The sequence below is a fragment of the Enterobacter cloacae complex sp. 2024EL-00227 genome, from assembly GCF_043945315.1.
GTDB lineage: Bacteria > Pseudomonadota > Gammaproteobacteria > Enterobacterales > Enterobacteriaceae > Enterobacter > Enterobacter roggenkampii.
The window spans coordinates 17,519-42,023 of record NZ_JBIMQP010000011.1; the positions used below are offsets into that span (position 1 = coordinate 17,519).

Consider the following 24,505-nt stretch of genomic DNA (forward strand, 5'->3'; position numbering starts at 1 on the left):
CGGGTATACTCAGGCGCGCCAGGTTTACACCCTGGCGCGCCCTGCGCTTCGAGTTTTGTGGAGAGTCATTTTGCGTGTCAGCCGTTCCTTAACAATCAAACAGATGGCGATGGTCTCTGCCGTCACCATGCTGTTTGTCCTGCTCTTCTGCGTAATTTTGCTGTTTCATTCCGTACAGCAGAATCGCTATAACACGGCTTCGCAATTAGAAAGTATCGCCCGCTCGGTACGCGGCCCGCTGTCTGCCTCCATCCTGAAAGGGGATATCCCCGAAGCGGAAACCATTCTGAAACGTATTCAGCCGGCCGGTGTTGTGAGCCGGGCGGACGTCGTGCTACCCAATCAGTTTCAGGCGCTGCGGATGAGCTTTATCCCGGAGCGTCCCGTCCCGATGATGGTGATGCGCCTGTTTGAGCTGCCGGTGCAAATTTCGCTTCCCGTTTATTCGCTTGAGCGCCCTGCGAATCCACAGCCGCTGGCCTACCTGGTGTTACAGGCAGACTCCTACCGCATGTATAAATTCGTCATGAGTTGGGTGGTTACGTTAGTGACCACTTGCTTACTTATGACGCTTATTCTCAGCGTTGCGCTGACCTGGTGCATTAACCGGCTGATTGTCCATCCCCTGCGCCGTATCGCCCGCGAGCTGAACACGCTTGCGCCGCAGGATCAGATGGGACACCAGCTTGAGCTGCCGCGTCTGCATCATGACGATGAGATCGGCATGCTGGTGCGCAGCTACAACCTCAACCAGCAGCGCATCCAGCGTCAGCAGGATGAGATGAACAGTAGCGCCACCCGTTTTCCGGTATCGGAGCTTCCCAATAAAGCGTTCCTGATGGCGATGCTGGAGCAAACCGTTGAGCGCCAGCAAACCACCGCGCTGATGGTCATTGCCTGTGAAACCCTGCAGGACACGGCTGGCGTGCTTCAGGAGAGCCAGCGAGAGATGCTGCTGCTCACCCTGGTGGAAAAGATCAAATCTGTCCTTGCCCCGCGCATGGTGCTGACCCAGGTCAGCGGTTACGACCTGGTGGTGATTGCCAACGGCGTAAAAGAACCCTGGCATGCGATCACGTTAGGTCAGCAAGTACTCACTGTCATTAATGAGCGGCTGCCGATTCAGGGTATCCAGCTTCGCCCGAGTGCCAGTATCGGGATTGCCATGTTTTATGGCGACCTGACCGCGGAACAGCTTTATCGCCGCGCCTTCTCGGCGGCCTTTACCGCCCGGCGCAAAGGGAAAAACCAAATCCAGTTCTTCGACCCGGCGCAGATGGAAAAGGCGCAGCAGCGCCTGACGGAAGAGAGCGACATCCTGACCGCGCTGGATAACCGCCAGTTTGCCCTCTGGCTGCAGCCGCAGGTGGATCTGCGGACGGGAGAGGTAAAAAGCGCCGAGGCCCTGCTGCGTCTGCAGCAGCCGGATGGCACATGGGAGCTGCCGGAAGGGCTGATTGAGCGCATCGAGTCCTGCGGCCTGATGGTCACCGTCGGCTACTGGGTGCTCGAAGAGTCCTGTCGTCAGCTTGCCGCCTGGCAGGAGCGCGGCGTAACGCTGCCGCTGTCGGTCAATTTGTCTGCCATGCAGCTTATGCACCCGACCATGGTTTCTGAGATGCTGGAGCTGATCCATCGTTACCGCATCAAACCGGATACCTTGACCCTGGAAGTGACGGAGAGTCGACGCATTGACGACCCCAATGAGGCGGTCGCGATTCTTAAGCCGCTGCGTAATGCCGGCATTCGCATTGCCCTGGACGATTTTGGCATGGGGTACGCCGGGCTGCGCCAGCTTCAGCACATGAAGACGCTTCCGGTGGATGTGCTGAAAATTGACAAAGCGTTTGTCGACGGTCTGCCGGACGACAGCAGCATGGTGCAGGCGATTATCCAGATGGCGCGCAGCCTCAACCTGCATCTTATTGCCGAGGGAATTGAAACCGACGCGCAACGCGCCTGGCTGGCAGAGGCGGGCGTGGAGAGCGGGCAGGGTTTCCTGTTTGCCCCCGCAGTGCCTTCGGATGTCTTTGAAGAACGATACCTTTCTGGTGCTGACAATAACGCAAAAGTGTAATTTTGTTGCTGGCTTGTGCGAGCCAGCTCAAATTTCTTAACATTTGTGTTTCAAATTTGAACTGAGTTTATTTCTGTCCTGTTATGCGGGTGTTATTTTAAAGCCGCAGGTTAACCATAACCTTACAAAGCCTGTGGTTTTTCTTCCCAAGGACACCCTATGAAAACCTCACTCTTCAAAAGTCTTTATTTCCAGGTCCTGACAGCCATCGCCATCGGTATTCTGCTGGGTCACTATTACCCTGAACTGGGCGCGCAAATGAAACCGCTTGGCGATGCGTTCGTTAAGCTCATCAAAATGGTCATCGCTCCGGTGATCTTCTGTACGGTCGTCACGGGCATCGCTGGCATGGAAAGCATGAAGGCGGTTGGCCGTACCGGTGCAGTGGCGCTTCTCTATTTTGAAGTGGTCAGTACCCTTGCGCTGATTATTGGTCTGGTCATCGTTAACGTGGTGCAGCCAGGTGCGGGGATGAACGTCGATCCCTCGACGCTGGATGCCAAAGCGGTTGCGGTCTATGCCGAACAGGCGAAGGATCAGGGCGTGGTGGCCTTCCTGCTGGACGTCATTCCTGGCAGCGTCATTGGCGCGTTCGCCAGCGGAAACATCCTCCAGGTGCTGCTGTTCGCCGTGATGTTTGGCTTCGCCCTGCACCGTCTGGGCAGCAAAGGCCAGCTGATCTTTAACGTGATCGAAAGCTTCTCGCAGGTCATCTTCGGCATCATCAATATGATCATGCGCCTGGCGCCCATCGGTGCCTTCGGTGCGATGGCCTTCACCATCGGTAAGTATGGCGTCGGTACGCTGGTCCAGTTGGGTCAGCTGATTATCTGTTTCTATATCACCTGTATTCTTTTCGTGGTGGTGGTGCTGGGCTCCATCGCCCGCGCGACCGGTTTCAGCATCTTCAAATTTATCCGTTACATCCGCGAAGAGCTGCTGATTGTTCTGGGAACCTCCTCGTCAGAATCGGCGCTGCCGCGCATGCTCGATAAGATGGAGAAACTCGGGTGTCGTAAATCGGTGGTGGGGCTGGTGATCCCGACGGGCTACTCCTTCAACCTGGACGGCACCTCGATATACCTGACGATGGCGGCGGTGTTTATCGCACAGGCCACCAACAGCCATATGGATATTTTCCATCAGATCACCCTGCTGGTGGTTCTCCTGCTCTCCTCTAAAGGCGCGGCGGGCGTAACGGGCAGCGGCTTTATCGTGCTGGCAGCCACTATCTCTGCAGTGGGGCACCTGCCGGTGGCGGGCCTGGCATTGATTCTCGGTATTGACCGCTTTATGTCAGAGGCGCGTGCGTTAACCAACCTGGTGGGTAACGGCGTGGCAACGGTAGTGGTCGCGAAATGGGTGAAAGAGCTGGATCACAAAAAGCTCGACGATACTCTGAATAATCGTTCAACTGACAGCAAAAATCCTGGCTTATCCTCTTAATCTTGTCACAAATGCCCGTATTCCCTTGTGGGGATGCGGGCTCCTGCGCATAATAACTGTTCATACCTGTCATAATTCGACAAGATTTTTTTTGGGTATATTTCACTTCGGACCGTGACGTTTTGCCGAACGCGCGGTCTAATCGACGTGTTTTCATCGTCATCTTTAAGAGTGAAGCGCGTCGCGAGGCACTCTTTTTTAACCAGGAATGTTGATCAGGGGTTCACATGCAGGGCACAAAAATTCGACTCTTAACCGGCGGTTTGCTGATGATGGCAGCAGCCAGTTATGTGCAGGCAGATGCGCTCCAGCCAGACCCGGCCTGGCAACAAGGGACACTAGCGAACGGTTTTCAGTGGCAGGTGTTAGCCACGCCGCAACGTCCCAGTGACCGTATTGAAATCCGTCTGTCTGTTAATACTGGTTCCCTTACGGAAAGCACTCAGCAAACCGGTTTCAGCCACTTTATTCCCCGGCTGGCGCTCACGCAGAGCGGCAGCCTGCAAGCGGTTCAGGTGCGTTCGCTCTGGCAACAGGCCATCGATCCGAAACGCCCGCTTCCTCCGGCTGTGGTCTCGTATGACTACACCATGTTTAACCTTAGCCTGCCTAATAACCGCAACGATCTGCTTAAAGAAGCCCTGACGTATCTCTCCGATGCCTCCGGCAATCTGGCGATTACGCCGGACACCGTCAACTATGCGTTGAGCAACAGCGACATGGTGGCGACCTGGCCTGGTGATACCAAAGAGGGCTGGTGGCGTTACCGCCTGAAAGGCTCGACGTTGCTGGGACATGACCCTGCCGAGCCGCTAAAACAGCCGGTAGACGCCGAACAGGTGAAATCGTTCTACCAGAAGTGGTACACCCCGGACGCGATGACGCTGATCGTGGTGGGTAACGTGGACAGCCGCGCGGTGGTGGAGCAGATCAACAAAGCGTTTGGCGATCTGAAAGGCAAGCGTGAATCGCCTGCCCCTGTTCCGACACTTTCCCCGCTGCGTGCAGAGCCTGTCAGCATTATGACGGACACCGTGCGTCAGGACCGACTCTCTGTGATGTGGGATAACGCCTGGCAGCCCATCCGTGAGTCCGCGGCGCTGTTGCGCTACTGGCGTGCCGACCTGGCGCGTGAAGCGCTGTTCTGGCACGTTCAGCAGACGCTCAGTAAGAATAACGTGAAGAATATCGGTCTTGGCTTTGACTGCCGCGTGCTGTTCCAGCGTGCGCAATGCGCCATTAACGTTGAATCACCGGGCGATAAGCTGAATGCCAATCTGGGTGTCGTCGCGAAAGAGTTGGCAAAAGTGCGTAAAGAGGGGCTTTCCGAAGAGGAATTCAACGCGCTTGTGGCGCAGAAAAAACTCGAGCTGCAGAAGCTGTTTGCGACCTACGCGCGCGCCGATACCGATATTCTGATCAGCCAGCGTATTCGCTCTTTGCAGAATCAGGTGGTGGACATTGCGCCGGAACAGTACCAGAAGCTTCGTCAGGATTTCCTGAACGGTCTGACCGTCGAAATGCTCAACCAGGATCTCCGTCAGCAGCTGTCGCAGGAGATGGCGTTGATCCTTCTGCAGCCGAAGGGCGAACCGGAATATGACATGAAGGAACTTCAGAAGACCTGGGATTCCATCATGGCGACCGCGCCGCAGCCGACGCAGGCCGCGACGGCTGATGATTTACACCCGGACGCGACGGATATCCCGCAAGGGCAGTAAGACGTAGACATTCCCTCTCCCTGTGGGAGAGGGTTAGGGTGCGGGCATCAGCCCGCACCCTACTTAAACAGGCATCGCCTCACGCGGAATAATCGCCCCGCGATACTGAATCACCGTGCTGGCCGTCAGATGTCCACGCTGTGCCGCCGCTTCCGGCGTTCCGCCCGTCAGGCGTACTGCCAGATAGCCCGCGCTGAATGAATCACCCGCCGCCGTGGTATCAATCACTTTCTCTTTGGCAAGCTTCACCGCCGGGACCTCAATCGTCGCTTCACCCGTAGTCGCGACCAGGCACGACTCCGCACCGCGCTTAATCACCACTTCGCTCACGCCAGCCGCCTGCGTGCGTGCAATCACGTCCTCTACCGGTTTCTCCCCCCAGAGGGCGTCTTCATCGTCGAGCGTCAGGAAGGCGATGTCGGTGCATTGCAGCATCTGCTGATAGACCTGCTGCGTCTCTTCACGGCTGGCCCACAGGCGCGGGCGGTAGTTGTTATCGAAAATGACCTTGCCGCCGTTGGCACGGCATTCGCGCAGCAGCGAGAGCAGCTTTTCACGGCTGGTGGGGCTCAGGATCGCCAGGCTGATCCCGCTCAGATAGAGGTAGTCGAAGGTCGCCAGCGCTTCGCAGATGGCCGCGGCATCCTCGCTCTCCAGCCAGAATTTGGCCGCGGCTTCGTTACGCCAGTAATAAAACGTGCGTTCGCCGGTGTCGTCGGTCTCAATGTAATACAAACCCGGCAGGCGGTTTTCCATACGCTGGATCAGCGAGGTATCAATATGTTCACTTTGCCAGGCCTCCAGCATCTGCTGGCTGAAGCTGTCCGTCCCCAGAGCGGTAACGTAGTTCACGGTGAGCACCTCAGGCGCAACCTGGCGGGCAATATAAACGGAGGTGTTTAACGTATCGCCACCAAATCCGCGGCTCACTTCCGCGCCTTTTTGTGACAGCTCAATCATGCATTCGCCAATCACGGCAATTTTTTTAGACATAATCGTGAACCTGAACAGAAGAATGATCAGCAGTGTGCGCTGAGTGAATTAACAGGTCAACTATATTAAAACAACGTTCCATTATTTTATTTGAGCCAGCGCGTGTTCCTGCGCATTTCTGTCATCTTAATTTCATTTTCCCGGTGAATTGAACATAAAGTTCTCAATTGTCGCGCCGATAATCCTGTGACGAGTCCAGAAAGGCCATCCCAACAACAGGACATCTGAAATGAAGTCAGAGCAGGTTATCCAGCGGCTGAGCACCACGCCTGAGGCAAGTATTGAGAACTTGCAGGAGCATCGCTACTGGCTGCAATGTGAGCGTGCGTATACCTATCAGCCGATATACCGAACAGACGGTCGACTGATGGCCATTGAAATTTTGACCGTCGTGACGCATCCCTCAAACCCTACCCAGCGCATCGCACCGGATCGCTATTTTGCCGAAGTGGCCGTTCGCCAGCGTCTTGACGTGCTGGAAGAGCAGCTCCGTATGCTGGCAACGAAGCAGCCCTTTTTCGAACAGCACGATATCCTCGCCTCGGTGAATGTCGATGGCCCCACTCTGCTGGCGCTGCGTCAGAACGCGAAATTGCAGGCGCTGATCGCCACCCTGCCGTGGGTGCGCTTTGAGCTGGTGGAGCATGTCCGCCTGCCGCAGGACTCCTCGTTTGCCTCCATATGCGAATACGGCCCGCTATGGCTGGATGACTTTGGCACCGGCATGGCGAACTTTTCGGCTCTGAGTGAAGTGCGTTATGACTACATTAAAGTGGCCCGCGATCTGTTCATTATGCTGCGTCAGACCCCGGAAGGGCGGAACCTGTTTACGCTGTTATTACAGCTGATGAACCGCTATTGCCAGGGCGTGATTGTTGAAGGTGTGGAAACGCTGGAAGAGTGGCGTGATGTGCAAAGCTCGCCTGCCGCGGCGGCGCAAGGCTATTTCCTCTCCCGACCGGTACCCATGGATCGCCTCGATAGCGTGATAACTACCCTCTGATAAGCCCGCTTCCCTTTGTCTGGACTATAGTTTTACAGGACAGGTCATCAGGAAAGGGGATAAAAATGACAAGAACAACCAGGGTGATCTCCTGGACAGCAGGGATTTTCTTGTTGTTGATCGTGGTCGTCGCCATCATTATCGCGACGTTTGACTGGAACCGTCTTAAGCCGACCATCAACCAGAAAGTCTCAACCGAACTGAACCGCCCCTTCGCCATACGCGGTGATTTAGGGGTCGTGTGGGAGCGTCAGAAAGAGGAGCCCGGCTGGCGAAGCTGGATCCCGTGGCCACACGTCCACGCCGACGACATCATTCTCGGTAACCCGCCGGATATCCCGGACGTCACCATGATCCACCTGCCGCGCGTTGAGGCCACGCTGGCCCCGCTCGCGCTGCTGACCAAAACGGTCTATCTGCCGTGGATCAAACTTCAGCAGCCCGACGCGCGCCTGATCCGCCTCTCAGAAAAAAACAACAACTGGACGTTTAACCTTGCCAGCGACGGCGAAAAGGATCCGAATGCCCAGCCTTCCTCCTGGTCATTCCGTCTCGACAATATTCTCTTCGATCGCGGGCGGATCGCCATCGACGATAAGGTCAGCAAGGCCGACGTGGAGATCCTGGTCGATCCGCTCGGCAAGCCGCTGCCGTTTAGCGAGGTCACGGGGACGAAAGCCAAAGGTGACACGGCAAGCGTGGGCGACTATGTCTTCGGCCTGACGGCAAAAGGACGCTACAACGACCAGCCGCTCACCGGTAAAGGGAAAATAGGCGGCATGCTGGCGCTCCGGAGCGAAGGCACGCCGTTCCCGGTGCAGGCGGACTTCCGCTCCGGTAACACCCGCGTGGCGTTCGTGGGAACGGTTAACGACCCGATGAACATGGGCGGCGTCGATCTTCAGCTTAAATTTGCCGGTGATTCGCTGGGCGAGCTGTATGAGCTGACCGGCGTGCTGCTGCCGGATACCCCGCCGTTCGAAACGGACGGGCATCTGGTCGCCAAAATCGACAGCGAAAAATCGTCGGTTTTTGACTACCGTGATTTTAACGGCCGCATCGGCGACAGCGATATCCACGGCTCGCTGACCTACACCACCGGAAAACCGAGACCGAAGCTGGAAGGGGACGTTGAGTCCCGCCAGCTGCGTCTGGCCGATCTCGGCCCGCTGATCGGCGTGGATTCCGGTAAAGGTACGAAGTCAAAAGAGGTGAAAAAGGACATTCAGCCTGCGGGAAAAGTGCTGCCTTACGATCGCTTTGAAACCGATAAGTGGAACGTGATGGATGCGGATGTGCGCTTCACAGGACGTAAGATTGAGCATGGCAGCACGTTGCCGTTGAGCGATCTGTCGACGCATATCATCCTGAAAAATGCCGATCTGCGCCTGCAGCCGCTGAAGTTTGGCATGGCGGGCGGGACGATTTCCTCCAACATTCACCTGGAAGGCGATAAAAAGCCGATGCAGGGGCGCGCGGAGATTCAGGCCCGCAGGCTTAAGCTGAAAGCGCTGATGCCGAACGTCGAGCTGATGCAGAAGACCCTCGGCGAGATGAACGGCGATGCCGACATCCGCGGCGTGGGGAACTCCGTGGCGGCGCTGCTGGGCAGCGGTAATGGCAACCTGAAGCTGCTGATGAACGACGGGCTGGTGAGCCGCAACCTGATGGAAATCCTGGGCCTGAACGTCGGGAACTACATCATCGGGCAAATCTTCGGTGATGATGAGGTGCGGGTGAACTGCGCGGCGGCCAATCTGGATCTGGTTAACGGCGTGGCACGTCCGCAGATTTTTGCCTTCGACACGGAAAATGCGGTGATTAACGTGACCGGTACCGCCAGCATGGCGTCCGAACAGCTGGATTTGACCATCGATCCGGAAAGTAAGGGGATCCGTATCATCACCCTGCGCTCGCCGCTGTACGTGCGCGGAACCTTCAAAAATCCGCAGGCGGGCGTGAAGCCCGGACCGCTGATTGCGCGTGGCGCGGTGGCCGCAGCCCTCGCGACGCTGGTTACCCCCGCCGCAGCGCTGCTGGCGTTGATTTCGCCGTCAGAAGGCGAGGCGAATCAGTGCCGGACCATTTTGTCACAGATGAAGAAGTAAGGTGCGGCCTGTTTTTGCCGGGTGGCGCTGGGCTTACCCGGCCTACATTTGAATCGTAGGCCGGGTAAGGCGTAGCCGCCACCCGGCATTAGCTTACAGAGCCTGGTGCTTCGTCTCGTGCGTCAGCAGCAGCGCAATCAGCGTCAGTGCCGCCATGGCCGCCAGATAAACACCCACATAGAACAGGCCGTAGTTTGCCTGCAGCCAGGTGGCGATATACGGCGCAACGGAGGCGCCCAGAATAGACGAGACGTTGTAGGAGAACGACGCGCCGGTATAACGCACTTCCGTCGGGAACAGCTCTGGCAGCAGCGCGCCCATCGGGCCGAAGGTCAGCCCCATCAGGCTCAGGCCAATCAGCAGATAGGCCATCACCAGCGCCGGGCTACCTGAACCCAGCAGCGGCGGGAAGACGAACAGAGCAAACAGAACGATCAGCGTGGTGATGGTGATCATGCTTGCGCGACGACCGAACTTATCCGCGAGCAGGCCCGCAATCGGCACCATCACGCCAAACCCGATCACCGCCATCATCAGCATCCACAGCACTTCGTTACGCGGCAAACCCAGCCCAACCGGCGCGGCGGCGGTACTGAAGGTCATGGAGTAGACGGTCATGATGTAGAACAGCGTGTAGGTGGCCAGCATGATAAACGTGCCCAGTACGGTCACGCGGACGTGTTTGGTCAGCAGCGTGCCCAGCGGCACTTTCACCTGCTTGTTCGCCGCGGCCACTTTCGCGAAAACAGGGGTCTCATGCAGAGAAACACGCACGTACAGGCCAATCAGCACCAGCACGGCTGAGAAGACAAACGGGATACGCCAGCCCCAGCTCATGAACTGTTCATCCGTCAGCAGCCAGGAGAGCAGCAGGAACGTCCCGTTGGCGAAAAAGAAGCCAATCGGTGCGCCAAGCTGCGGGAAAGAACCATACAGCGCGCGCTTGCGCGCCGGGGCGTTCTCGGTGGCCAGCAGCGCCGCGCCACCCCATTCACCACCCAGTCCCAGACCCTGACCAAAACGCGCCAGCGCCAGCAGGACCGGCGCCAGAATGCCGATGGTCTCATACGTCGGCAGCAGGCCGATGGCCACGGTGGAGATCCCCATCGTCAGCAGCGAGGCCACCAGCGTGACTTTGCGTCCGATGCGATCGCCAAAGTGTCCAAACAGCGCGGAGCCAATCGGACGCGCAACAAACGCGATAGCAAAGGTCGCCAGAGACTGCAGCGTGGCCGCCGTCGGATCGCCCTGCGGGAAGAAAATGTGCGGGAAGACGATGACCGCCGCGGTGGCGTAAATGTAAAAGTCGAAGAACTCGATGGCGGTGCCAATCAGCGAGGCGACGACAACTTTATTGCGCGAATTTACCGGAACGTTTTCGGTTTCTGAGTCGAGTGTGGTGGCGGTTGCTTGCATAATATTTTCTTATTTTTGTCGAACGAAAGGCCATATTACGCATAGCAAAAGCGACATTTCAATCTGTAACAAAGCCGCGACCTGGTGATAAAAGCAACAAAAAGCGGATAATTTTCAGGCCAGCCAAAACACGTCTATGAAATGCTTCACAGATTTTAAATATCAGTCAATAAAACTGGTTTTCGGTTAAATAAAAGTTACGGACTGGATTTATATGCTGAAATGATGAATCGGGCTGAAATTTCAGCCCGGGAGAGGCGTTAACGGTGCGTTTTGCCCGGCATTCGCGGGTCGTCTTTGTACTCGGCAGTGGCGATCCACGCGGCGCAGAACAGGGTTAAACGTGCGAAGAAGTAGAAGAATGCCATTAATCCCAGCACCGAGCCGAACGCCGCGCCGGAAGGGGATTTCACCAGCGAGGGCAGGGTGTAGGTCATCACGATTTTAATCACCTCAAAGCCTATCGCCGCGATCAGTGTCCCTCTGATCAGCGCCTTCTTGCGGGGACGATGACGGGGCAAGCGCCAGAAGATCCAGAAGAACAGCAGGTAGTTGGCGAAGATGGAAATGGCCAGCCCAATGCTGCGCCAGGCGGGCTTCAGCCATTCGATGTAATCAAGGTAGAGCGCGGAGATGATCATCTGCTGCGCCGAGCCCGCCACGGAGGTAATGGACAGCGTCACGATGAGCGCGACGAGCAGGCCAATCAGCGAAACAAAGTCGCGGAGATACTTCACCCAAATCTTCTCCTGATCCTGCGGCTTACGCTCCCAGACATCGCGCGACTGGGCGCGAATGGCCTCGCGCAGGTTGCCCATCCAGTTAACGCCGGAGTAAAGGGCAATCAGCAAACCGACGATACCGACGGTGGTGCGCTGCTGGACGGCGGTATTGATGGTGCTTTTGAGCGTGCTGGCAAGGGTTGGATCACTGACGTTATTCAGGATTTTGTTAAAGATATCCTGCAACAGCGTCGGGTGCGAGGCGAGCACAAAACCGGCCGCCGCAAACGACACCATCAGGATCGGGATCATCGACAGGAAGGAAAAATAGGTGATGGCGGCACCAAACTGGTTTCCCATGCGGTCATTAAAGCGTTCGGTCGCACGTATCAGATGCGCAATCATGGGAAACTGCTGAATTCTGGCGATAATGCCGGTGACGGTCCCCAGCGCTTTGCTGGCGGTACCTGGAGACCTGGTCTCTTCCGGCTCGGTCTCCATCTTCTTGATGGGTTCATACTCTAAATGTTGGGTGGGTCGTTGCGGGTTATTTTCCGGCGTCACGCGTCTTTTCCTTTTCGTTTGGCTGGATGTTACTGAATTATAGCTTGCGACTAGTCCACGTAAGCTTTTGTGAGTTCGGTCAGCCACTCCATGAACAGATGTACCCGGCGGGAGAGGTTGCGCCGGTGGGGATAAATCAGGGAGACAGGCATTGGTTCGGCCCGGTATTGCGGGAGAATTTCAATCAGTTTCTTCGCGCGCAGTAAATCTCGCACCCCAACCCGCGGAACCTGAATGATGCCCAGCCCGGCGAGGCAGGCAGCCTGGTAAGTTTCGGTGCTGTTAACAGTTAACACCCCTCCCGTTTTTATCCACTGCGTCGTACTGCCGTTATAAAACTCAAAGCCCTGTGGGCGAGTTCCCAGCGTAGCGGTGTAGTGAATGACGGCGTGCGAGCCTAAATCGTCCAGCGTTTCCGGGTAGCCAAAACGCGCCAGATAATCCGGGCTGGCGCAGTTAATCACCGACAGCTTGCCCAACGGTCGGGCAATAAGCCCTGAATCTTTCAGGGTGCCGACGCGTACCACGCAGTCAAACCCTTCGCGGATCACATCCACCAGACGATCGCTGCTGCTGAGCTCCAGCTCGATGCCCGGATAATGCTGCAGAAAAGCAGGCAGTTTGGGGATGACTAAATTTCGAGCAACGGCGACGGGCATATCCACGCGGAGCCGTCCGCTGATGCTGGAGGGATCGTGCAAAAACATACCGTCCAGCTCATCGAGGTTTGCCAGCAGATCTTTTGCCCGTTCGTAATAGACCATACCGTCCTGCGTCAGGCTGACGCGGCGGGTGGTGCGGTGCAATAGCTGGGTGCCAAGCCGGTTTTCGAGGGCCTGAATCTGTCGTGACACGCTGCCTTTCGGCAGCGTTAATGTTTCTGCCGCGCGGGAAAAACTCTCCAGTTCCGCGACGCGAACAAACAGCTGCATTGCGTGAATTTTATCCATAGATATAGCTCATTGTTGTTTTTGCTGAAACAGTGAAGCGTTTTAACACATCTTTATTGATTTTCTATCACCTAATAAGCTCTTACTCAATCTCCATAACAGCCAAAACGAGGTTTATGATGACTGAACGTATCGCATTAGTGACGGGTGGTAGCCGTGGTTTGGGTAAAAACGCTGCCTTAAAGCTGGCGGCAGACGGCACGGGAATTGTGCTGACCTACAACCGCAGCCAGCAGGAAGCGCTGGACGTTGTGCATGAAATTCAGGAAAAAGGCGTCAACGCGGCGGCATTGCAGCTCAACGTCGGGGATATCACGAGTTTTGAGCATTTTGCCCAACAGCTTCAGGAGACCCTTAAGAGCGTCTGGCAGCGTGAAACGTTCGACTATTTATTGAACAATGCCGGGACGGGTTTATATGCGCCTTATACCGACACGACGGAAGCCCAGTTTGACGAGGCGCTGAACGTTCATTTCAAAGGACCTTTCTTCCTGACGCAGCGCCTGCTGCCGCTGCTTAGCGACGGCGGACGGATCCTCAACGTCTCCAGCGGGCTGGCCCGTTTTACCCAGCCGGGATCGGCGACCTACGCGGCGATGAAAGGAGCAATGGAAGTGTTGACGCGTTATCAGGCGAAAGAGCTGGGCGCGCGCGGCATCTCCGTCAATATCATTGCGCCTGGCGCGATAGAAACCGACTTTGGCGGCGGACACGTGCGCGACAACGCGGAGCTCAACCAGATGCTGGCGTCCCAGACGGCGCTGGGACGGGTGGGGCTGCCTGACGATATCGGCGATGCCATTGCGGCACTGCTCAGCGACAAACTGGGCTGGATGAATGCGCAACGTATTGAAGTATCAGGCGGTATGTTCCTGTGATGTATGCGCTTGAGTAAATCCTTAAGATAAATGTGTCTAAATACTGACAGATATAAAGAACCCCGGGGATTTGTAACGTATCCATTCGTTGAGTTTTTTCTTAAATAATGCCTCTGTAGAATCCCCCTTCGCTATTCTCAGAGGGGAAAAAACGATGCGAGTAATCATGTTTGACAGGCAGTCACTCTTTATTCACGGAGCGATACACAGTCTTCAGAGGTTGATTCCGGAAATAAATATAACTGGGACCTGTCAGGCAGAAGATTTATGGACTCAGATTTCTGCTTCACCGTCGGCTATCGTCATGATTGATGGGAATTTAATTCAGGACGAAGGGAGCACTTTGCTGGAAGCGATCCTGCATCGCTTTCCGGCGATACGTGTGATTCTGATTTTGGCGAAAAAAGAGGCCAAATGTGCTGAGCAGCTGCGGCAGCGAAACGTCATGGCCATTATTCCCCGAAACGCCAATCCCGAACGGTTTTCCGCCGTACTGGATTCGGTATCCAGAGGGATGGTCTGTTTTCCCGGAGAGTGGGTCAGAGAGCCGACGTCGCCTCAGGCATTATTATCCTTGAGCGAGCGCCAGCGCGAAGTCTTGAAATTGCTGGCGGCGGGGGAGTCGAATAAAGAGATTGGCCGCAATCTGAACATCAGTGCGGCCACGGTAAAAGCGCACCTCGAGGCACTTTTCCGGCGGCTGGACGTGAAAAACAGAACGCAGGCAGCCATGTATTATACCCGGGCGACGGCCTGAAAAAGCGCGTTTGGGAGCGACGTTATCTCTCCGAAACTGAATATCATCATCACCAGCGCATCATGCTGCTGTTGGGTTAATGGACGTGTCATATTTTCCCGCAGCAGCGCTTCACACAACCGGATATCTTCGCGCAACAAAGTCTCAGCCTCCAGAGGTGTGACAGGGCCGTGAAAATGCTCCTGATCGCGGATAACGTGGCCATAGCCGATAACCCATAATCCTTTTTCGTCACGATATTTTTCCAGAGAAAGACCCTGATGTTTCTTTATTAACGCGATGGCGGCAGAAGATATTTTCAGCGCATGCTCTTTCATATTCATTTCCTCTTAATGGCGACACTGTAGAGGAAATGAGGTACGAGAAATATCCGCCAAATGGCTATTGATCAGGGATTGTTATTCAGATATTCCTGCCGCAATAAACCAAATAACCAGTCATTATGCCAACGTCCCGCAAGGTAATAGCTCTCGCGTAATTCGCCCTCCAGGCAAAAGCGGGCTTTTTCCAGCAGACGTCGTGAGGCGACATTCCCGGCGGTGACGGTGGCGGTAAGTCGACGTATACCGCCCTGATGAAAAGCGTAATCGCAAAGCGCTTTCAGGGATTCAAAGCCGTAACCTTTCCCCTGCGCCTCGGGAGCGAAAAGAAAACCGACCTCAGCGCAATCCTCCTCCCGATGAATATACCCGGTGACGCCCAACGGAGCCCTGGAAGCGGCGTCACGCACGACGAGGCACAGCCAGTGCGCGCTCCCTGGCGTCCAGGGCGTCAGGCGCGAATCAAACGCCTCGCGGATCGCCGCGACGGGGCGGTCTTCCGCCACAAAGCGCATGACGTCGGGATGCTGCTGTAGCGCCAGAAAAAAGGGCCAGTCTTCTTCTTGTAAAGGCGAGCAGTTCAGGCGAGGGGTAATTAAAACCGGCATTCAGATTCTCCTGAAACATTTTAAATGATTTTAGGGTTGTCACTTTATTTCAACAGAAAGTCAGGTATGGTTAACCGCGTATAAATAAAAAGAAAAAAGGCCGTTACGTGCCAATCCGGATGTCTTCGTTGTCGCTTAAGGAAAACAATGACTCTCAGCACATCACATCATATTCGCGAACAGTTCGAACACTGTCTGGCGGTCATTCGCCATGCGTCGGTGGAAATTTTGCTTCTTCTGAATGTACATGCTTCTGAGGGCAAAGATCCACGCTGGTTTCTGGAACAACTGGACAGCGCGCGATTAGCCCTGGGCGGCTGGGGAGCCGTGGCGAAAAAACTCAACCTGAATGATGCCGAGATGTCGGAATTTACGCTCCAGCTGCGCCTGCTGCAGCAGCGCGTGCCGCAGTATGAAAGCGGACAGGATGTGAGTGAAAACCAGCTGATTGCGGCGATGCGGTTTGTCACCGCGCTGGAGCACCTTCGCCTGCAGCAGCCGCTGTTGACCTACAGCACGGAGCTGGCTCCGGGCAGCGAACTCCAGCAGCAGCAGGCGCACAAGCAGGTGCGGGCGATAGAGCTCATGATAAAAGGGCTCATCCAGCAGGCCTGGCCCGATCAGGTAAGGCTGAATAACCATCTCAAGACTTTGTTTAACGCCGATCGCGTACGGCGCTGGCTGAAGTTGGGCGAGATCAACGATGTCCTGAGCGGCATGATGTTCAGCGAACTGGCGCAAATGCTGGTGGATAAAAAAGAGTTCAGCCGCTATTACGCTTCGCTGTTCAGCGACCCGTCCATGCTGACGCTGCTGGTTGAACCGCGTAAAACGCTACAAACCTTCCTCGATGACATTCGGCAAATTCGCAACAACATCACCGTCCAGAAAACGTTAAGCTCGGCGCAAATCCAGCTGCTGGATAACTACTACGCGCAGATCGCGCGGCCCGTTCAACGCGCGTTTGAAGAGGGGAGAACGCGCGTCAATCCGGCGGGATTCATGGCGGTAGATGCCAGCGAACTGCATACCTTCTGGGAAAAGGCGCAGAAAATGGATCGGGTCACCGGTGGGGATCTGTTTGAAGTACGTGACACCATTGAAAAGCCGACCCAGCGCGCGCCGCGCACCCCCGAACAACGCGAGCAGCTTATTTCCGGTGCGTTATGGGGGGCGGTTGGCGTTATGGTGATTGCCATCGTGGCGGGAGGCTTCTGGCTGGTGACCAGCAGTAAACCGCAGCCTGCGGCCGTCAGCGCGGCTGAAGCGGCGCCGCCACAGGAAATGCGTGAGACGCCTTCCTCGCGCGAAACGCTCACGCGCATGGGAGTGACCTGGGACGAGAATAATTTCCGCTCGGCCATTAACCGCAACGACACCCGCGTGACCCAGCTCTTTTTGCAGGGCGGTATGGACTGGAAGCTGTCCTGGACCGAAGAGGCGATGTCGGCAGGCTATGACGACGTGCTGGAGCTGATGCTACGCTACCGGCAAAACATGGTGGAGGAGAAGCCGTGTCGGCGCTTCATCAACACGCTCAGCCACGCGATGTCGAACGGCGAGTCTCTGACCTCGGTACGTAAAGAGTACCTCAAAGCTTTCTGCACCGTGCCAGCGGTGGTGAAACGCCAGCAGCACGATCTCGACATGGCCACACGCCGTGCGAAGTCACAGCCGGATGCCACCACCAAAAAATGGCAGTCTATTCAGAGCGCCATTTATGAGGTGATTCGCTGATCTCTCCTCCCTCTCCCCGTGGGAGAGGGCCGGGGTGAGGGCACCAGACCGCACCCTATTCAAGGCTCCCCATACAACCCAATCAGCCGCCGCACCACGCCGTTCGTCCAGCCGAAACCATCCTGCAGCGGATACTCACCCCCGCCCCCTTCGCGCGGCGTGCTGCTGGCGATGTGGTACTTCTCAATCAGCTTATGATGCGTCTGATAAAAATGGTTCACCGTATGCAGCCAGCTCCAGGCGATTTCATCCCCCAGCGAGTCGTTGCCGTACTGCTTGAACCCCTGGATCGCCATCCACTGCAGCGGCGCCCAGCCGTTGGGTTTATCCCACTGCTCGCCGGTTTCGTACTCGGTCGCCAGAATTCCGCCCGGCGTCAGCAGTCGCGCTTTGACCGCATCCGACAGGCGCTCGGCCTGCTCATGGGTCGCCATGCCGACATACAGCGGCACAATGCTGGCGGCAGAAAACAGCGCCAGCTCTTCGCGTCGCCAGTCGTAATCGCGGTAACAGCCGCTCTCCTCGTCCCACAGATAGCGGTTCACCGCCTCGCGGCGATCGCTGGCTTTCTGGCGGAACAGGTCGGCCGTCTCTTTATCCCCTTTCGACGCCGAGATGTTGGCAATGGCGCTTTCCAGCTTGTACAGGAAGGCGTTCAGATCGATGGGGATAAACTGCGTCGTGCGGATGCTGGCGAGCCGCGACGGATCGCGCAGCCAGCGGGAGGAATAGTCCCAGCCGGACGCCGCCCCGGCGCGCAGGTCGCGATACACCTCGTTTGGCGGACGGCCCGAATGGCGGGCAGTTTCCACGTCCTCAATCCACGATTCATCGCGCGGGGTATCACGGTCATCCCAGTAGCGGTTGAGCAACGAGCCGTCCGGCATACGCACGGCGCTGCGGTAGGCCTGGTTAAGCAGGAGCGACTCCGCGCCGTCCATCCAGAAGGCGTACTCCATTTTGAGGTGTTCCAGATAGCGTTTCGCACCGCGCACGCCGTCCTCCTCAAACAGCTCCACCATCAGCGCAAAGACCGGCGGCTGGGAGCGGCTGAGATAATAGGTACGGTTGCCGTTGGGAATATGCCCGTAGCGTTCAATCAGCCAGGCGAAGTTATCCGCCATACATTTCAGCAGATCGTTACGACCGCTCTCCGCCAGCCCCAGCATGGAGAAATAGGAATCCCAGTAGTAGGTCTCGCTGAATCGTCCGCCGGGAACGATATAGGCTTGGGGCAGCGCCAGCAGGGAAGACCAGGGAATATGATCCTGCGGCTCGCGCGTCAGCACCGGCCACAGGCTGTCAATGTGCTCTTTGAGGGACAGACCGGGGTCGGAGACATATTCCGTACTGTAGGTCTCCGGCAGCCAGAAGTGGTTTTCCACAAACTGGCGCAGGTCGAAATCCCGGTGGCGTCTGACCTTGCGGTAGCGGATCAGGATATCCAGCGGATCCATCTTCGGCGCGCAGTCGGGAAAGGTTTTGCTGTCCGTGAACAGGCGCGAGGACTGCACGTGCTCAAACAGTTCAAGATAGCGGTCTGCGGGCGTCAGTGCATCGGAGGCGGGTAGCCCCTCGATCATCTCGGGTTCCGGCTCCGCCTCAATCATTTCATCCAGTTTCAACTCGCAGGGATCGGTCTCGTAGCGCAGCTCTTCTGCAATCTCGAATTCGATGTTCTCGGTAGCCTGTAGTTTCTGGTTGAACATGGTGATAGGGACCTCCGGTTGTGTGTTCAAAAGACAGGTTTATCCGGGCGTCTTATAAGCGTAGACATTCGCTTCGGTAGATGTGGAGGGATATGTGCGGTAGATCACTCTTTTCGGAGCATTCGTTTTGCAACGATTTATGAATGTGAATAAAAAAAGCCCCTCCGGAGAGGGGCTTATGCATTAACGCATGGTGACAAACTCTTCGGCGGCCGTTGGGTGGATCGCCACGGTGTTGTCGAAGTCTTTCTTGGTCGCGCCCATCTTCAGCGCTACCGCAAAGCCCTGCAGGATCTCATCCATGCCGAAGCCAATGCCGTGGATACCGACAATCTTCTCTTCCGGACCGACGCAGACCAGCTTCATACGGCACGGCTGGCGGTGGGAGGTAACGGCGGTATACATCGCGGTAAACGCGGATTTATACACTTTCACCTGGTCGTCGCCATACTGCTCGCGCGCCTGCGGCTCGGTTAAGCCGACGGTGCCGATTGGCGGGTGGCTGAAGACCACGGTCGGGATGTTGCTGTAGTCCAGATGCTCGTCCGGCTTGTTATTGAACAGGCGCTCGGAGAGACGGCGGCCCGCCGCAACGGCAACCGGGGTAAGCTCAACGGCACCGGTGTTATCGCCGACCGCATAAATGCCCGGTACGCTGGTGTTCTGGAATTTATCGACGACGATATAGCCTTTTTCGTTGGTTTTCACGCCGGTCACGCCCAGGTTGAAATTATCGTTAGCCGGTTCACGGCCAATCGCCCAGATCAGGCAATCGACGGTCTGGCTGCGGCCATCTTCCAGCTCCAGGGTCAGGCTGCCGTCTGCATTTTTCACGACCGCTTTCGGCACGGCGTTGGTGTGCAGGGTTGGACCTTCGGTGTTCATCACTTCAACCAGCGTATCAACGATCAGCGGATCGAAGCTGCGCAGCGGCGCGTGTTTACGCACGAACAGGTGCGCTTCGGCGCCCAGACCGTTAATCACGCCAGCCAGCTCCACCGCGATGTAACCCGCGCCCACCACGGCAACGCGCTTAGGCAGGGCAGGCAGTTCGAAGAAACCGTCAGAGTCGATGCCGTATTCCACGCCCGGGATGTTCGGGTGGCTCGGACGGCCGCCGGTGGCGATCAGGATGTGATCGGCGGTGATCGTCTCACCGTTTACTTCGATCGTTTTCGCATCAACGAAGCGAGCGAAGCCGTGGATAACGTCGACGTTATTTTTGCCCAGCACGTTGTCGTAGGAGGTGTGAATACGATCGATGTAGGCGGTACGGCTGGCGATCAGTTTGTCCCAGTCGAAGTGGTTGATGGTGGTGTCAAAGCCGTAGTCCGGGCCATACATATGGATAGCTTCACGGATTTGCGCCGCATGCCACATCACCTTTTTCGGTACACAACCCACGTTCACGCAGGTGCCGCCCAGCGCTTTGGCTTCAATCAGCGCACACTTCTGGCCGTACATGGCCGCGCGGTTGATGGAGGCGATGCCGCCGCTGCCACCGCCGATGGCGATGTAGTCATAATGCTTAGTCATAGCTTTTGTCCTTAATCGTGAATTGCCGCGATTGTATACCTGAAATCAATAGTTTCCACCGATGGCTGCGATTACTCCGGCACGATCCAACTGACGGAGGTATGACCCGTACCGGCTGGCACCAGCGTTTTGTGCAGCCACGGCAGCACGTTGTTCATCTGCGCTTCGAGCTTCCACGGCGGGTTAATGACGATCATGCCCGAGGCGGTCATGCCGCGCTGGTCGCTGTCCGGACGCACGGCCAGCTCGATCTGCAGGATTTTGCGGATGCCGGTGGCTTCCAGGTCTTTGATCATGCGCTTGATTTGCGCGCGCAGCACCACCGGATACCACAGGGCGTATGTCCCGGTGGCGAAGCGTTTGTAGCCTTCGTGAATACCCGTCACCACCGCCTGATAGTCGGTTTTGATTTCGTACGGCGGGTCGATCAGTATCAGGCCACGACGGGAAACCGGCGGCAGCTTGGCTTTCAGCTGCTGATAGCCGTCGGCTTTTTCCACGCGGGCGCGGCTGTCTTTCTGGAATTCAGAACGCAGCAGCGGGAAGTCGCTCGGATGCAGCTCGGTCAGCTGGATGCTGTCCTGCTCGCGCAGCAGCTGGCGGGCAATCAGCGGGGATCCCGGGTAGTAACGCAGCTGGCCGTTGCGGTTGAAGTGGTTCACCACGCCGATGTACGGCTCCAGCTCGGCAGGCAGGTCGTCTTGCTGCCAGATGCGGGCGATCCCTTCCAGATATTCACCGGTACGCTCGGCATGCTCGCCGCTCAGCTGATAACGGCCCGCGCCCGCGTGCGTGTCCAGATAGAGAAACGGCTTTTCTTTCTCTTTGAGCGATTCGATGATCAGGCTCTGAACGGTGTGTTTAAGGACGTCGGCGTGGTTGCCTGCGTGGAAGCTGTGGCGATAACTGAGCATGGGTAATGATATTCCGCTGAATTGACGATTTGCCACAGTTTACAGCAGAACGGCGCAGATTACCCGCAGGCCCGGTAAGCGCAGCGCCACCGGGCTCTTTTCCGCCACGTCTGGCATTGAAATCCTCTACACTTAACCCCATTCTAGATCGCATATGCACAGCGCCGGATGCGCGCTTCATTCACCTCTTTCAACAGGACAGCGTTTATGACCAATCCATTACTGACGCCTTTTTCGTTGCCACCGTTTTCTAAAATCCTCCCCGAGCATGTGGTTCCAGCGGTTACGCAATCGCTGGACAACTGCCGCGCGGCGGTAGAAAGCGTGGTCGCGCAGGGCGGGCCGTACACCTGGGAAAATCTGTGTCAGCCGCTGGCCGAAGTGGACGACGTGCTGGGGCGCATCTTCTCCCCGGTGAGCCACCTGAACTCGGTAAAAAACAGCCCGGAGCTGCGCGAAGCCTACGAGCAAACCCTGCCGCTGCTCTCTGAGTACAGCACCTGGGTCGGCCAGCACGAAGGGCTCTACAAAGCCTACCGCGACCTGCGCGACGGCGACCATTATGCCGAACTGAACACGGCGCAGAAAAAATCAGTCGATAACGCCCTGCGTGATTTTGAGCTGTCCGGGATTGGCCTGCCAAAAGAGAAGCAGACCCGCTACGGTGAAATCGCCGCGCGCCTGTCCGAGCTGGGCAACCAGTACAGCAACAACGTGCTCGACGCCACCATGGGCTGGACGAAGCTGATTACCGACGAGGCTATGCTTTCCGGTATGCCGGAAAGCGCGCTGGCGGCGGCAAAAGCGCAGGCCGAAGCGAAAGAGCAGGACGGCTACCTGTTAACCCTGGATATCCCGAGCTATCTGCCGGTGATGACCTACTGCGACAACCAGGCGCTTCGCGAAGAGATGTACCGCGCCTACAGCACCCGCGCTTCCGATCAGGGGCCGAATGCCGGTAAGTGGGACAACAGCCCGGTCATGGCGGAAATCCTCGCCCTGCGCCACGAGCTGGCCCAGCTGCTGGGCTTTGAAAACTACGCCGACAAATCTCTCGCCACCAAAATGGCGGAAAACCCGCAGCAGGTGCTCGACTTCCTGACCGATCTGGCGAAACGCGCCCGTCCGCAGGGTGAAAAAGAGCTGGCCCAGCTGCGCGCCTTCGCGAAAGCGGAGTTCGGCGTGGACGAGCTGCAGCCGTGGGACATTGCTTACTACAGCGAAAAACAGAAGCAGCACCTCTACAGCATCAGCGACGAGCAGCTACGCCCGTACTTCCCGGAAAACAAAGCCGTTAACGGCCTGTTTGAAGTGGTGAAGCGCATCTATGGCATCACCGCCAAAGAGCGTACCGATATCGACGTCTGGCATCCGGACGTGCGCTTCTTCGAGCTGTATGACGAGAAAAACGAACTGCGCGGCAGCTTCTACCTCGATCTCTACGCGCGTGAGAACAAGCGCGGCGGGGCGTGGATGGACGACTGCGTGGGCCAGATGCGTAAAGCAGACGGTTCCCTGCAGAAGCCGGTCGCCTACCTGACCTGTAACTTCAACCGTCCGGTGAACGGCAAACCTGCGCTGTTCACCCACGATGAAGTGATCACCCTGTTCCACGAGTTCGGTCACGGCCTGCACCACATGCTGACCCGCATCGAAACCGCAGGCGTGGCAGGCATCAGCGGTGTACCGTGGGATGCGGTCGAGCTGCCAAGCCAGTTTATGGAAAACTGGTGCTGGGAGCCGGACGCGCTGGCGTTTATCTCCGGCCACTACGAGACCGGCGAACCGCTGCCGAAAGAACTGCTGGATAAAATGCTGGCGGCGAAGAACTACCAGGCGGCGATGTTTATCCTGCGCCAGCTGGAGTTCGGCCTGTTCGACTTCCGCCTGCACGCCGAGTTCAGCCCGGAGCAGGGGGCGAAAATCCTTGAAACCCTGGCCGAGATTAAAAAGCAGGTCGCGGTTATTCCAGGGCCAACCTGGGGCCGCTTCCCGCACGCGTTCAGCCACATCTTCGCGGGCGGCTATGCGGCAGGGTACTACAGCTACCTGTGGGCCGACGTGCTGGCGGCGGATGCCTTCTCTCGTTTCGAAGAAGAGGGGATTTTCAACCGCGAAACCGGCCAGTCGTTCCTCGACAACATCCTGACCCGCGGCGGTTCCGAAGAGCCAATGGTGCTGTTCAAACGCTTCCGTGGGCGCGAGCCGCAGCTGGACGCGATGCTTGAGCATTACGGGATCAAAGGCTGATTGTTACGTGAAGATCTGCTTAGTGGATGAAACAGGCGCCGGAGACGGCGCCTTATCTGTCCTGGCCGCCCGCTGGGGGCTGGTGCACGATGAAGATAACCTGATGGCGCTGGTGATGACACCAGAACATCTCGAATTACGTAAGCGCGATGAACCGAAGCTCGGCGGGATTTTTGTCGATTTTGTCGGCGGAGCCATGGCGCACCGGCGCAAGTTCGGCGGCGGTCGCGGCGAAGCGGTGGCGAAAGCGGTTGGGATTAAAGGAAGCTATCTGCCGGACGTGGTGGATGCCACGGCGGGGCTGGGGCGCGATGCGTTTGTGCTGGCGTCTGTCGGCTGTCATGTGCGGATGCTGGAGCGTAATCCGGTGGTGGCCGCGTTGCTGGACGATGGTCTGACGCGTGGCTACGCGGACCCGGAAATCGGGCCGTGGTTGCAGGAACGATTGCAGCTGATTCATGCCTCGAGCCTGACGGCGCTGACCGATATCACCCCGCGCCCGCAGGTCGTCTATCTCGACCCGATGTTCCCGCACAAGCAGAAAAGCGCGCTGGTAAAGAAAGAGATGCGGGTGTTTCAGTCTCTGGTGGGGCCTGATCTGGATGCGGATGGCCTGCTGGAACCGGCTCGTCAGCTGGCGACGAAGCGGGTGGTGGTGAAGCGCCCTGACTATGCGCCGCCCCTGGCGGACGTTGCCACGACCAATGCGGTGACCACCAAAGGGCACCGGTTTGATATTTATTCGGGGACACCGGAATAAAAAAAGCCGGGTGGCGGCTTCGCCTTACCCGGCCTA

Annotated in this window: 19 protein-coding genes; 10 read left to right on the top strand and 9 right to left on the bottom strand. The window is 57.0% G+C overall.

All coding sequences use genetic code 11. The features are described 5' to 3' along the window. Positions 1-70 precede the first annotated feature (70 nt). From hmsP to ACHH0Z_RS18160, 3 genes are all read left to right on the top strand, one after another. Positions 71-2,077 (top strand): biofilm formation regulator HmsP, encoded by a 2,007-nt coding sequence (hmsP, locus tag ACHH0Z_RS18150; RefSeq protein ID WP_023294766.1) that lies wholly within the window; start codon positions 71-73, stop codon positions 2,075-2,077. Between the two features lie 159 nt (positions 2,078-2,236). Further along, the gene (locus tag ACHH0Z_RS18155) at positions 2,237-3,523 is read left to right on the top strand and encodes a dicarboxylate/amino acid:cation symporter (protein ID WP_021242141.1); all 1,287 of its coding nucleotides are present in this window, start codon (positions 2,237-2,239) and stop codon (positions 3,521-3,523) included. A gap of 227 nt (positions 3,524-3,750) precedes the next feature. Next, positions 3,751-5,244: a pitrilysin family protein gene (locus tag ACHH0Z_RS18160; protein WP_008503229.1), complete on the top strand. Its 1,494-nt coding sequence runs from the start codon at positions 3,751-3,753 to the stop codon at positions 5,242-5,244. A 63-nt stretch (positions 5,245-5,307) separates the two neighbouring features. Here the strand turns inward: ACHH0Z_RS18160 and ACHH0Z_RS18165 are convergent, their stop codons facing one another. Continuing rightward, the gene (locus tag ACHH0Z_RS18165) at positions 5,308-6,237 is read right to left on the bottom strand and encodes a sugar kinase (protein WP_023294764.1); all 930 of its coding nucleotides are present in this window, start codon (positions 6,235-6,237) and stop codon (positions 5,308-5,310) included. Positions 6,238-6,466: 229 nt separating this feature from the next. Here ACHH0Z_RS18165 and pdeH point away from each other — a divergent pair, with 229 nt between their 5' ends. Together pdeH and ACHH0Z_RS18175 are read left to right on the top strand one after the other, a co-directional pair. Next, entirely contained in the window at positions 6,467-7,240 is a 774-nt protein-coding gene (gene pdeH, locus ACHH0Z_RS18170) for a cyclic-guanylate-specific phosphodiesterase (protein ID WP_008503227.1), read from the top strand. 65 nt (positions 7,241-7,305) lie between these two features. Then, entirely contained in the window at positions 7,306-9,348 is a 2,043-nt protein-coding gene (locus ACHH0Z_RS18175; RefSeq protein ID WP_045408643.1) for an AsmA family protein, read from the top strand. 93 nt (positions 9,349-9,441) lie between these two features. Here ACHH0Z_RS18175 and ACHH0Z_RS18180 read toward each other — a convergent pair whose 3' ends face one another. The 3 genes from ACHH0Z_RS18180 to ACHH0Z_RS18190 all read right to left on the bottom strand — a co-directional run bounded on the left by ACHH0Z_RS18180 (position 9,442) and on the right by ACHH0Z_RS18190 (position 13,000). Continuing rightward, on the bottom strand, positions 9,442-10,764 hold the full coding sequence (locus ACHH0Z_RS18180; protein ID WP_008503129.1) for an MFS transporter: 1,323 nt from the start codon (positions 10,762-10,764) through the stop codon (positions 9,442-9,444). 260 nt (positions 10,765-11,024) lie between these two features. Then, the gene (gene yhjD / locus ACHH0Z_RS18185) at positions 11,025-12,050 is read right to left on the bottom strand and encodes an inner membrane protein YhjD (RefSeq protein ID WP_008503128.1); all 1,026 of its coding nucleotides are present in this window, start codon (positions 12,048-12,050) and stop codon (positions 11,025-11,027) included. Between the two features lie 50 nt (positions 12,051-12,100). Then, positions 12,101-13,000 carry a LysR family transcriptional regulator gene (locus ACHH0Z_RS18190; RefSeq protein WP_008503127.1) on the bottom strand — a complete coding sequence of 300 codons (900 nt, stop codon included), beginning with the start codon at positions 12,998-13,000 and terminating at the stop codon, positions 12,101-12,103. Positions 13,001-13,119: 119 nt separating this feature from the next. Between ACHH0Z_RS18190 and ACHH0Z_RS18195 the strand changes: the two genes are divergently transcribed. Both ACHH0Z_RS18195 and ACHH0Z_RS18200 read left to right on the top strand, forming a co-directional pair. Next, positions 13,120-13,878, top strand: coding sequence for an SDR family NAD(P)-dependent oxidoreductase (locus ACHH0Z_RS18195; protein WP_025910193.1), 759 nt, complete (start codon positions 13,120-13,122; stop codon positions 13,876-13,878). A gap of 154 nt (positions 13,879-14,032) precedes the next feature. After that, positions 14,033-14,635, top strand: a complete 603-nt coding sequence (locus tag ACHH0Z_RS18200) for a response regulator transcription factor (protein ID WP_021242146.1) — start codon at positions 14,033-14,035, stop codon at positions 14,633-14,635. On the opposite strand, the gene ACHH0Z_RS18205 is transcribed toward ACHH0Z_RS18200, so the two are convergent. After that, entirely contained in the window at positions 14,614-14,952 is a 339-nt protein-coding gene (locus tag ACHH0Z_RS18205) for a lysozyme (protein WP_008503124.1), read from the bottom strand. The genes ACHH0Z_RS18200 and ACHH0Z_RS18205 overlap by 22 nt on opposite strands. 71 nt (positions 14,953-15,023) lie before the next feature. Then, positions 15,024-15,563 (bottom strand): GNAT family N-acetyltransferase, encoded by a 540-nt coding sequence (locus ACHH0Z_RS18210; protein ID WP_025910199.1) that lies wholly within the window; start codon positions 15,561-15,563, stop codon positions 15,024-15,026. Between the two features lie 147 nt (positions 15,564-15,710). Here ACHH0Z_RS18210 and ACHH0Z_RS18215 point away from each other — a divergent pair, with 147 nt between their 5' ends. Next, a complete protein-coding gene (locus ACHH0Z_RS18215; protein ID WP_008503122.1) occupies positions 15,711-17,300 on the top strand; it encodes an STY4199 family HEPN domain-containing protein in 1,590 nt (529 codons plus the stop codon). Positions 17,301-17,359: 59 nt separating this feature from the next. On the opposite strand, the gene ACHH0Z_RS18220 is transcribed toward ACHH0Z_RS18215, so the two are convergent. From ACHH0Z_RS18220 to ACHH0Z_RS18230, 3 genes are all read right to left on the bottom strand, one after another. Next, positions 17,360-19,009: an alpha,alpha-trehalase gene (locus tag ACHH0Z_RS18220; protein WP_008503121.1), complete on the bottom strand. Its 1,650-nt coding sequence runs from the start codon at positions 19,007-19,009 to the stop codon at positions 17,360-17,362. A 183-nt stretch (positions 19,010-19,192) separates the two neighbouring features. Beyond that, on the bottom strand, positions 19,193-20,545 hold the full coding sequence (gorA, locus tag ACHH0Z_RS18225; protein WP_045408639.1) for a glutathione-disulfide reductase: 1,353 nt from the start codon (positions 20,543-20,545) through the stop codon (positions 19,193-19,195). A gap of 71 nt (positions 20,546-20,616) precedes the next feature. After that, complete coding sequence (locus ACHH0Z_RS18230) at positions 20,617-21,459, bottom strand: 23S rRNA (adenine(2030)-N(6))-methyltransferase RlmJ (RefSeq protein ID WP_021242151.1); 843 nt, start codon at positions 21,457-21,459, stop codon at positions 20,617-20,619. A 207-nt stretch (positions 21,460-21,666) separates the two neighbouring features. Here ACHH0Z_RS18230 and prlC point away from each other — a divergent pair, with 207 nt between their 5' ends. Both prlC and rsmJ read left to right on the top strand, forming a co-directional pair. Beyond that, the gene (gene prlC, locus ACHH0Z_RS18235) at positions 21,667-23,709 is read left to right on the top strand and encodes an oligopeptidase A (protein ID WP_023326259.1); all 2,043 of its coding nucleotides are present in this window, start codon (positions 21,667-21,669) and stop codon (positions 23,707-23,709) included. A gap of 7 nt (positions 23,710-23,716) precedes the next feature. Further along, positions 23,717-24,469: a 16S rRNA (guanine(1516)-N(2))-methyltransferase RsmJ gene (gene rsmJ / locus ACHH0Z_RS18240; protein WP_045408637.1), complete on the top strand. Its 753-nt coding sequence runs from the start codon at positions 23,717-23,719 to the stop codon at positions 24,467-24,469. The last annotated feature ends 36 nt before the right edge of the window (positions 24,470-24,505 follow it).

Excerpts from the sequence above, each read along its gene's own strand:
- ACHH0Z_RS18160 (WP_008503229.1), top strand. The coding sequence starts at position 3,751 with ATGCAGGGCACAAAAATTCGACTCTTAACCGGCGGTTTGCTGATGATG.
- gorA (WP_045408639.1), bottom strand. The coding sequence starts at position 20,545 with ATGACTAAGCATTATGACTACATCGCCATCGGCGGTGGCAGCGGCGGC.
- ACHH0Z_RS18175 (WP_045408643.1), top strand. The coding sequence starts at position 7,306 with ATGACAAGAACAACCAGGGTGATCTCCTGGACAGCAGGGATTTTCTTG.
- ACHH0Z_RS18195 (WP_025910193.1), top strand. The coding sequence starts at position 13,120 with ATGACTGAACGTATCGCATTAGTGACGGGTGGTAGCCGTGGTTTGGGT.
- ACHH0Z_RS18165 (WP_023294764.1), bottom strand. The coding sequence starts at position 6,237 with ATGTCTAAAAAAATTGCCGTGATTGGCGAATGCATGATTGAGCTGTCA.
- pdeH (WP_008503227.1), top strand. The coding sequence starts at position 6,467 with ATGAAGTCAGAGCAGGTTATCCAGCGGCTGAGCACCACGCCTGAGGCA.
- ACHH0Z_RS18230 (WP_021242151.1), bottom strand. The coding sequence starts at position 21,459 with ATGCTCAGTTATCGCCACAGCTTCCACGCAGGCAACCACGCCGACGTC.
- prlC (WP_023326259.1), top strand. The coding sequence starts at position 21,667 with ATGACCAATCCATTACTGACGCCTTTTTCGTTGCCACCGTTTTCTAAA.
- ACHH0Z_RS18210 (WP_025910199.1), bottom strand. The coding sequence starts at position 15,563 with ATGCCGGTTTTAATTACCCCTCGCCTGAACTGCTCGCCTTTACAAGAA.
- ACHH0Z_RS18200 (WP_021242146.1), top strand. The coding sequence starts at position 14,033 with ATGCGAGTAATCATGTTTGACAGGCAGTCACTCTTTATTCACGGAGCG.
- ACHH0Z_RS18190 (WP_008503127.1), bottom strand. The coding sequence starts at position 13,000 with ATGGATAAAATTCACGCAATGCAGCTGTTTGTTCGCGTCGCGGAACTG.
- ACHH0Z_RS18220 (WP_008503121.1), bottom strand. The coding sequence starts at position 19,009 with ATGTTCAACCAGAAACTACAGGCTACCGAGAACATCGAATTCGAGATT.
- ACHH0Z_RS18215 (WP_008503122.1), top strand. The coding sequence starts at position 15,711 with ATGACTCTCAGCACATCACATCATATTCGCGAACAGTTCGAACACTGT.
- ACHH0Z_RS18180 (WP_008503129.1), bottom strand. The coding sequence starts at position 10,764 with ATGCAAGCAACCGCCACCACACTCGACTCAGAAACCGAAAACGTTCCG.
- ACHH0Z_RS18205 (WP_008503124.1), bottom strand. The coding sequence starts at position 14,952 with ATGAAAGAGCATGCGCTGAAAATATCTTCTGCCGCCATCGCGTTAATA.
- ACHH0Z_RS18155 (WP_021242141.1), top strand. The coding sequence starts at position 2,237 with ATGAAAACCTCACTCTTCAAAAGTCTTTATTTCCAGGTCCTGACAGCC.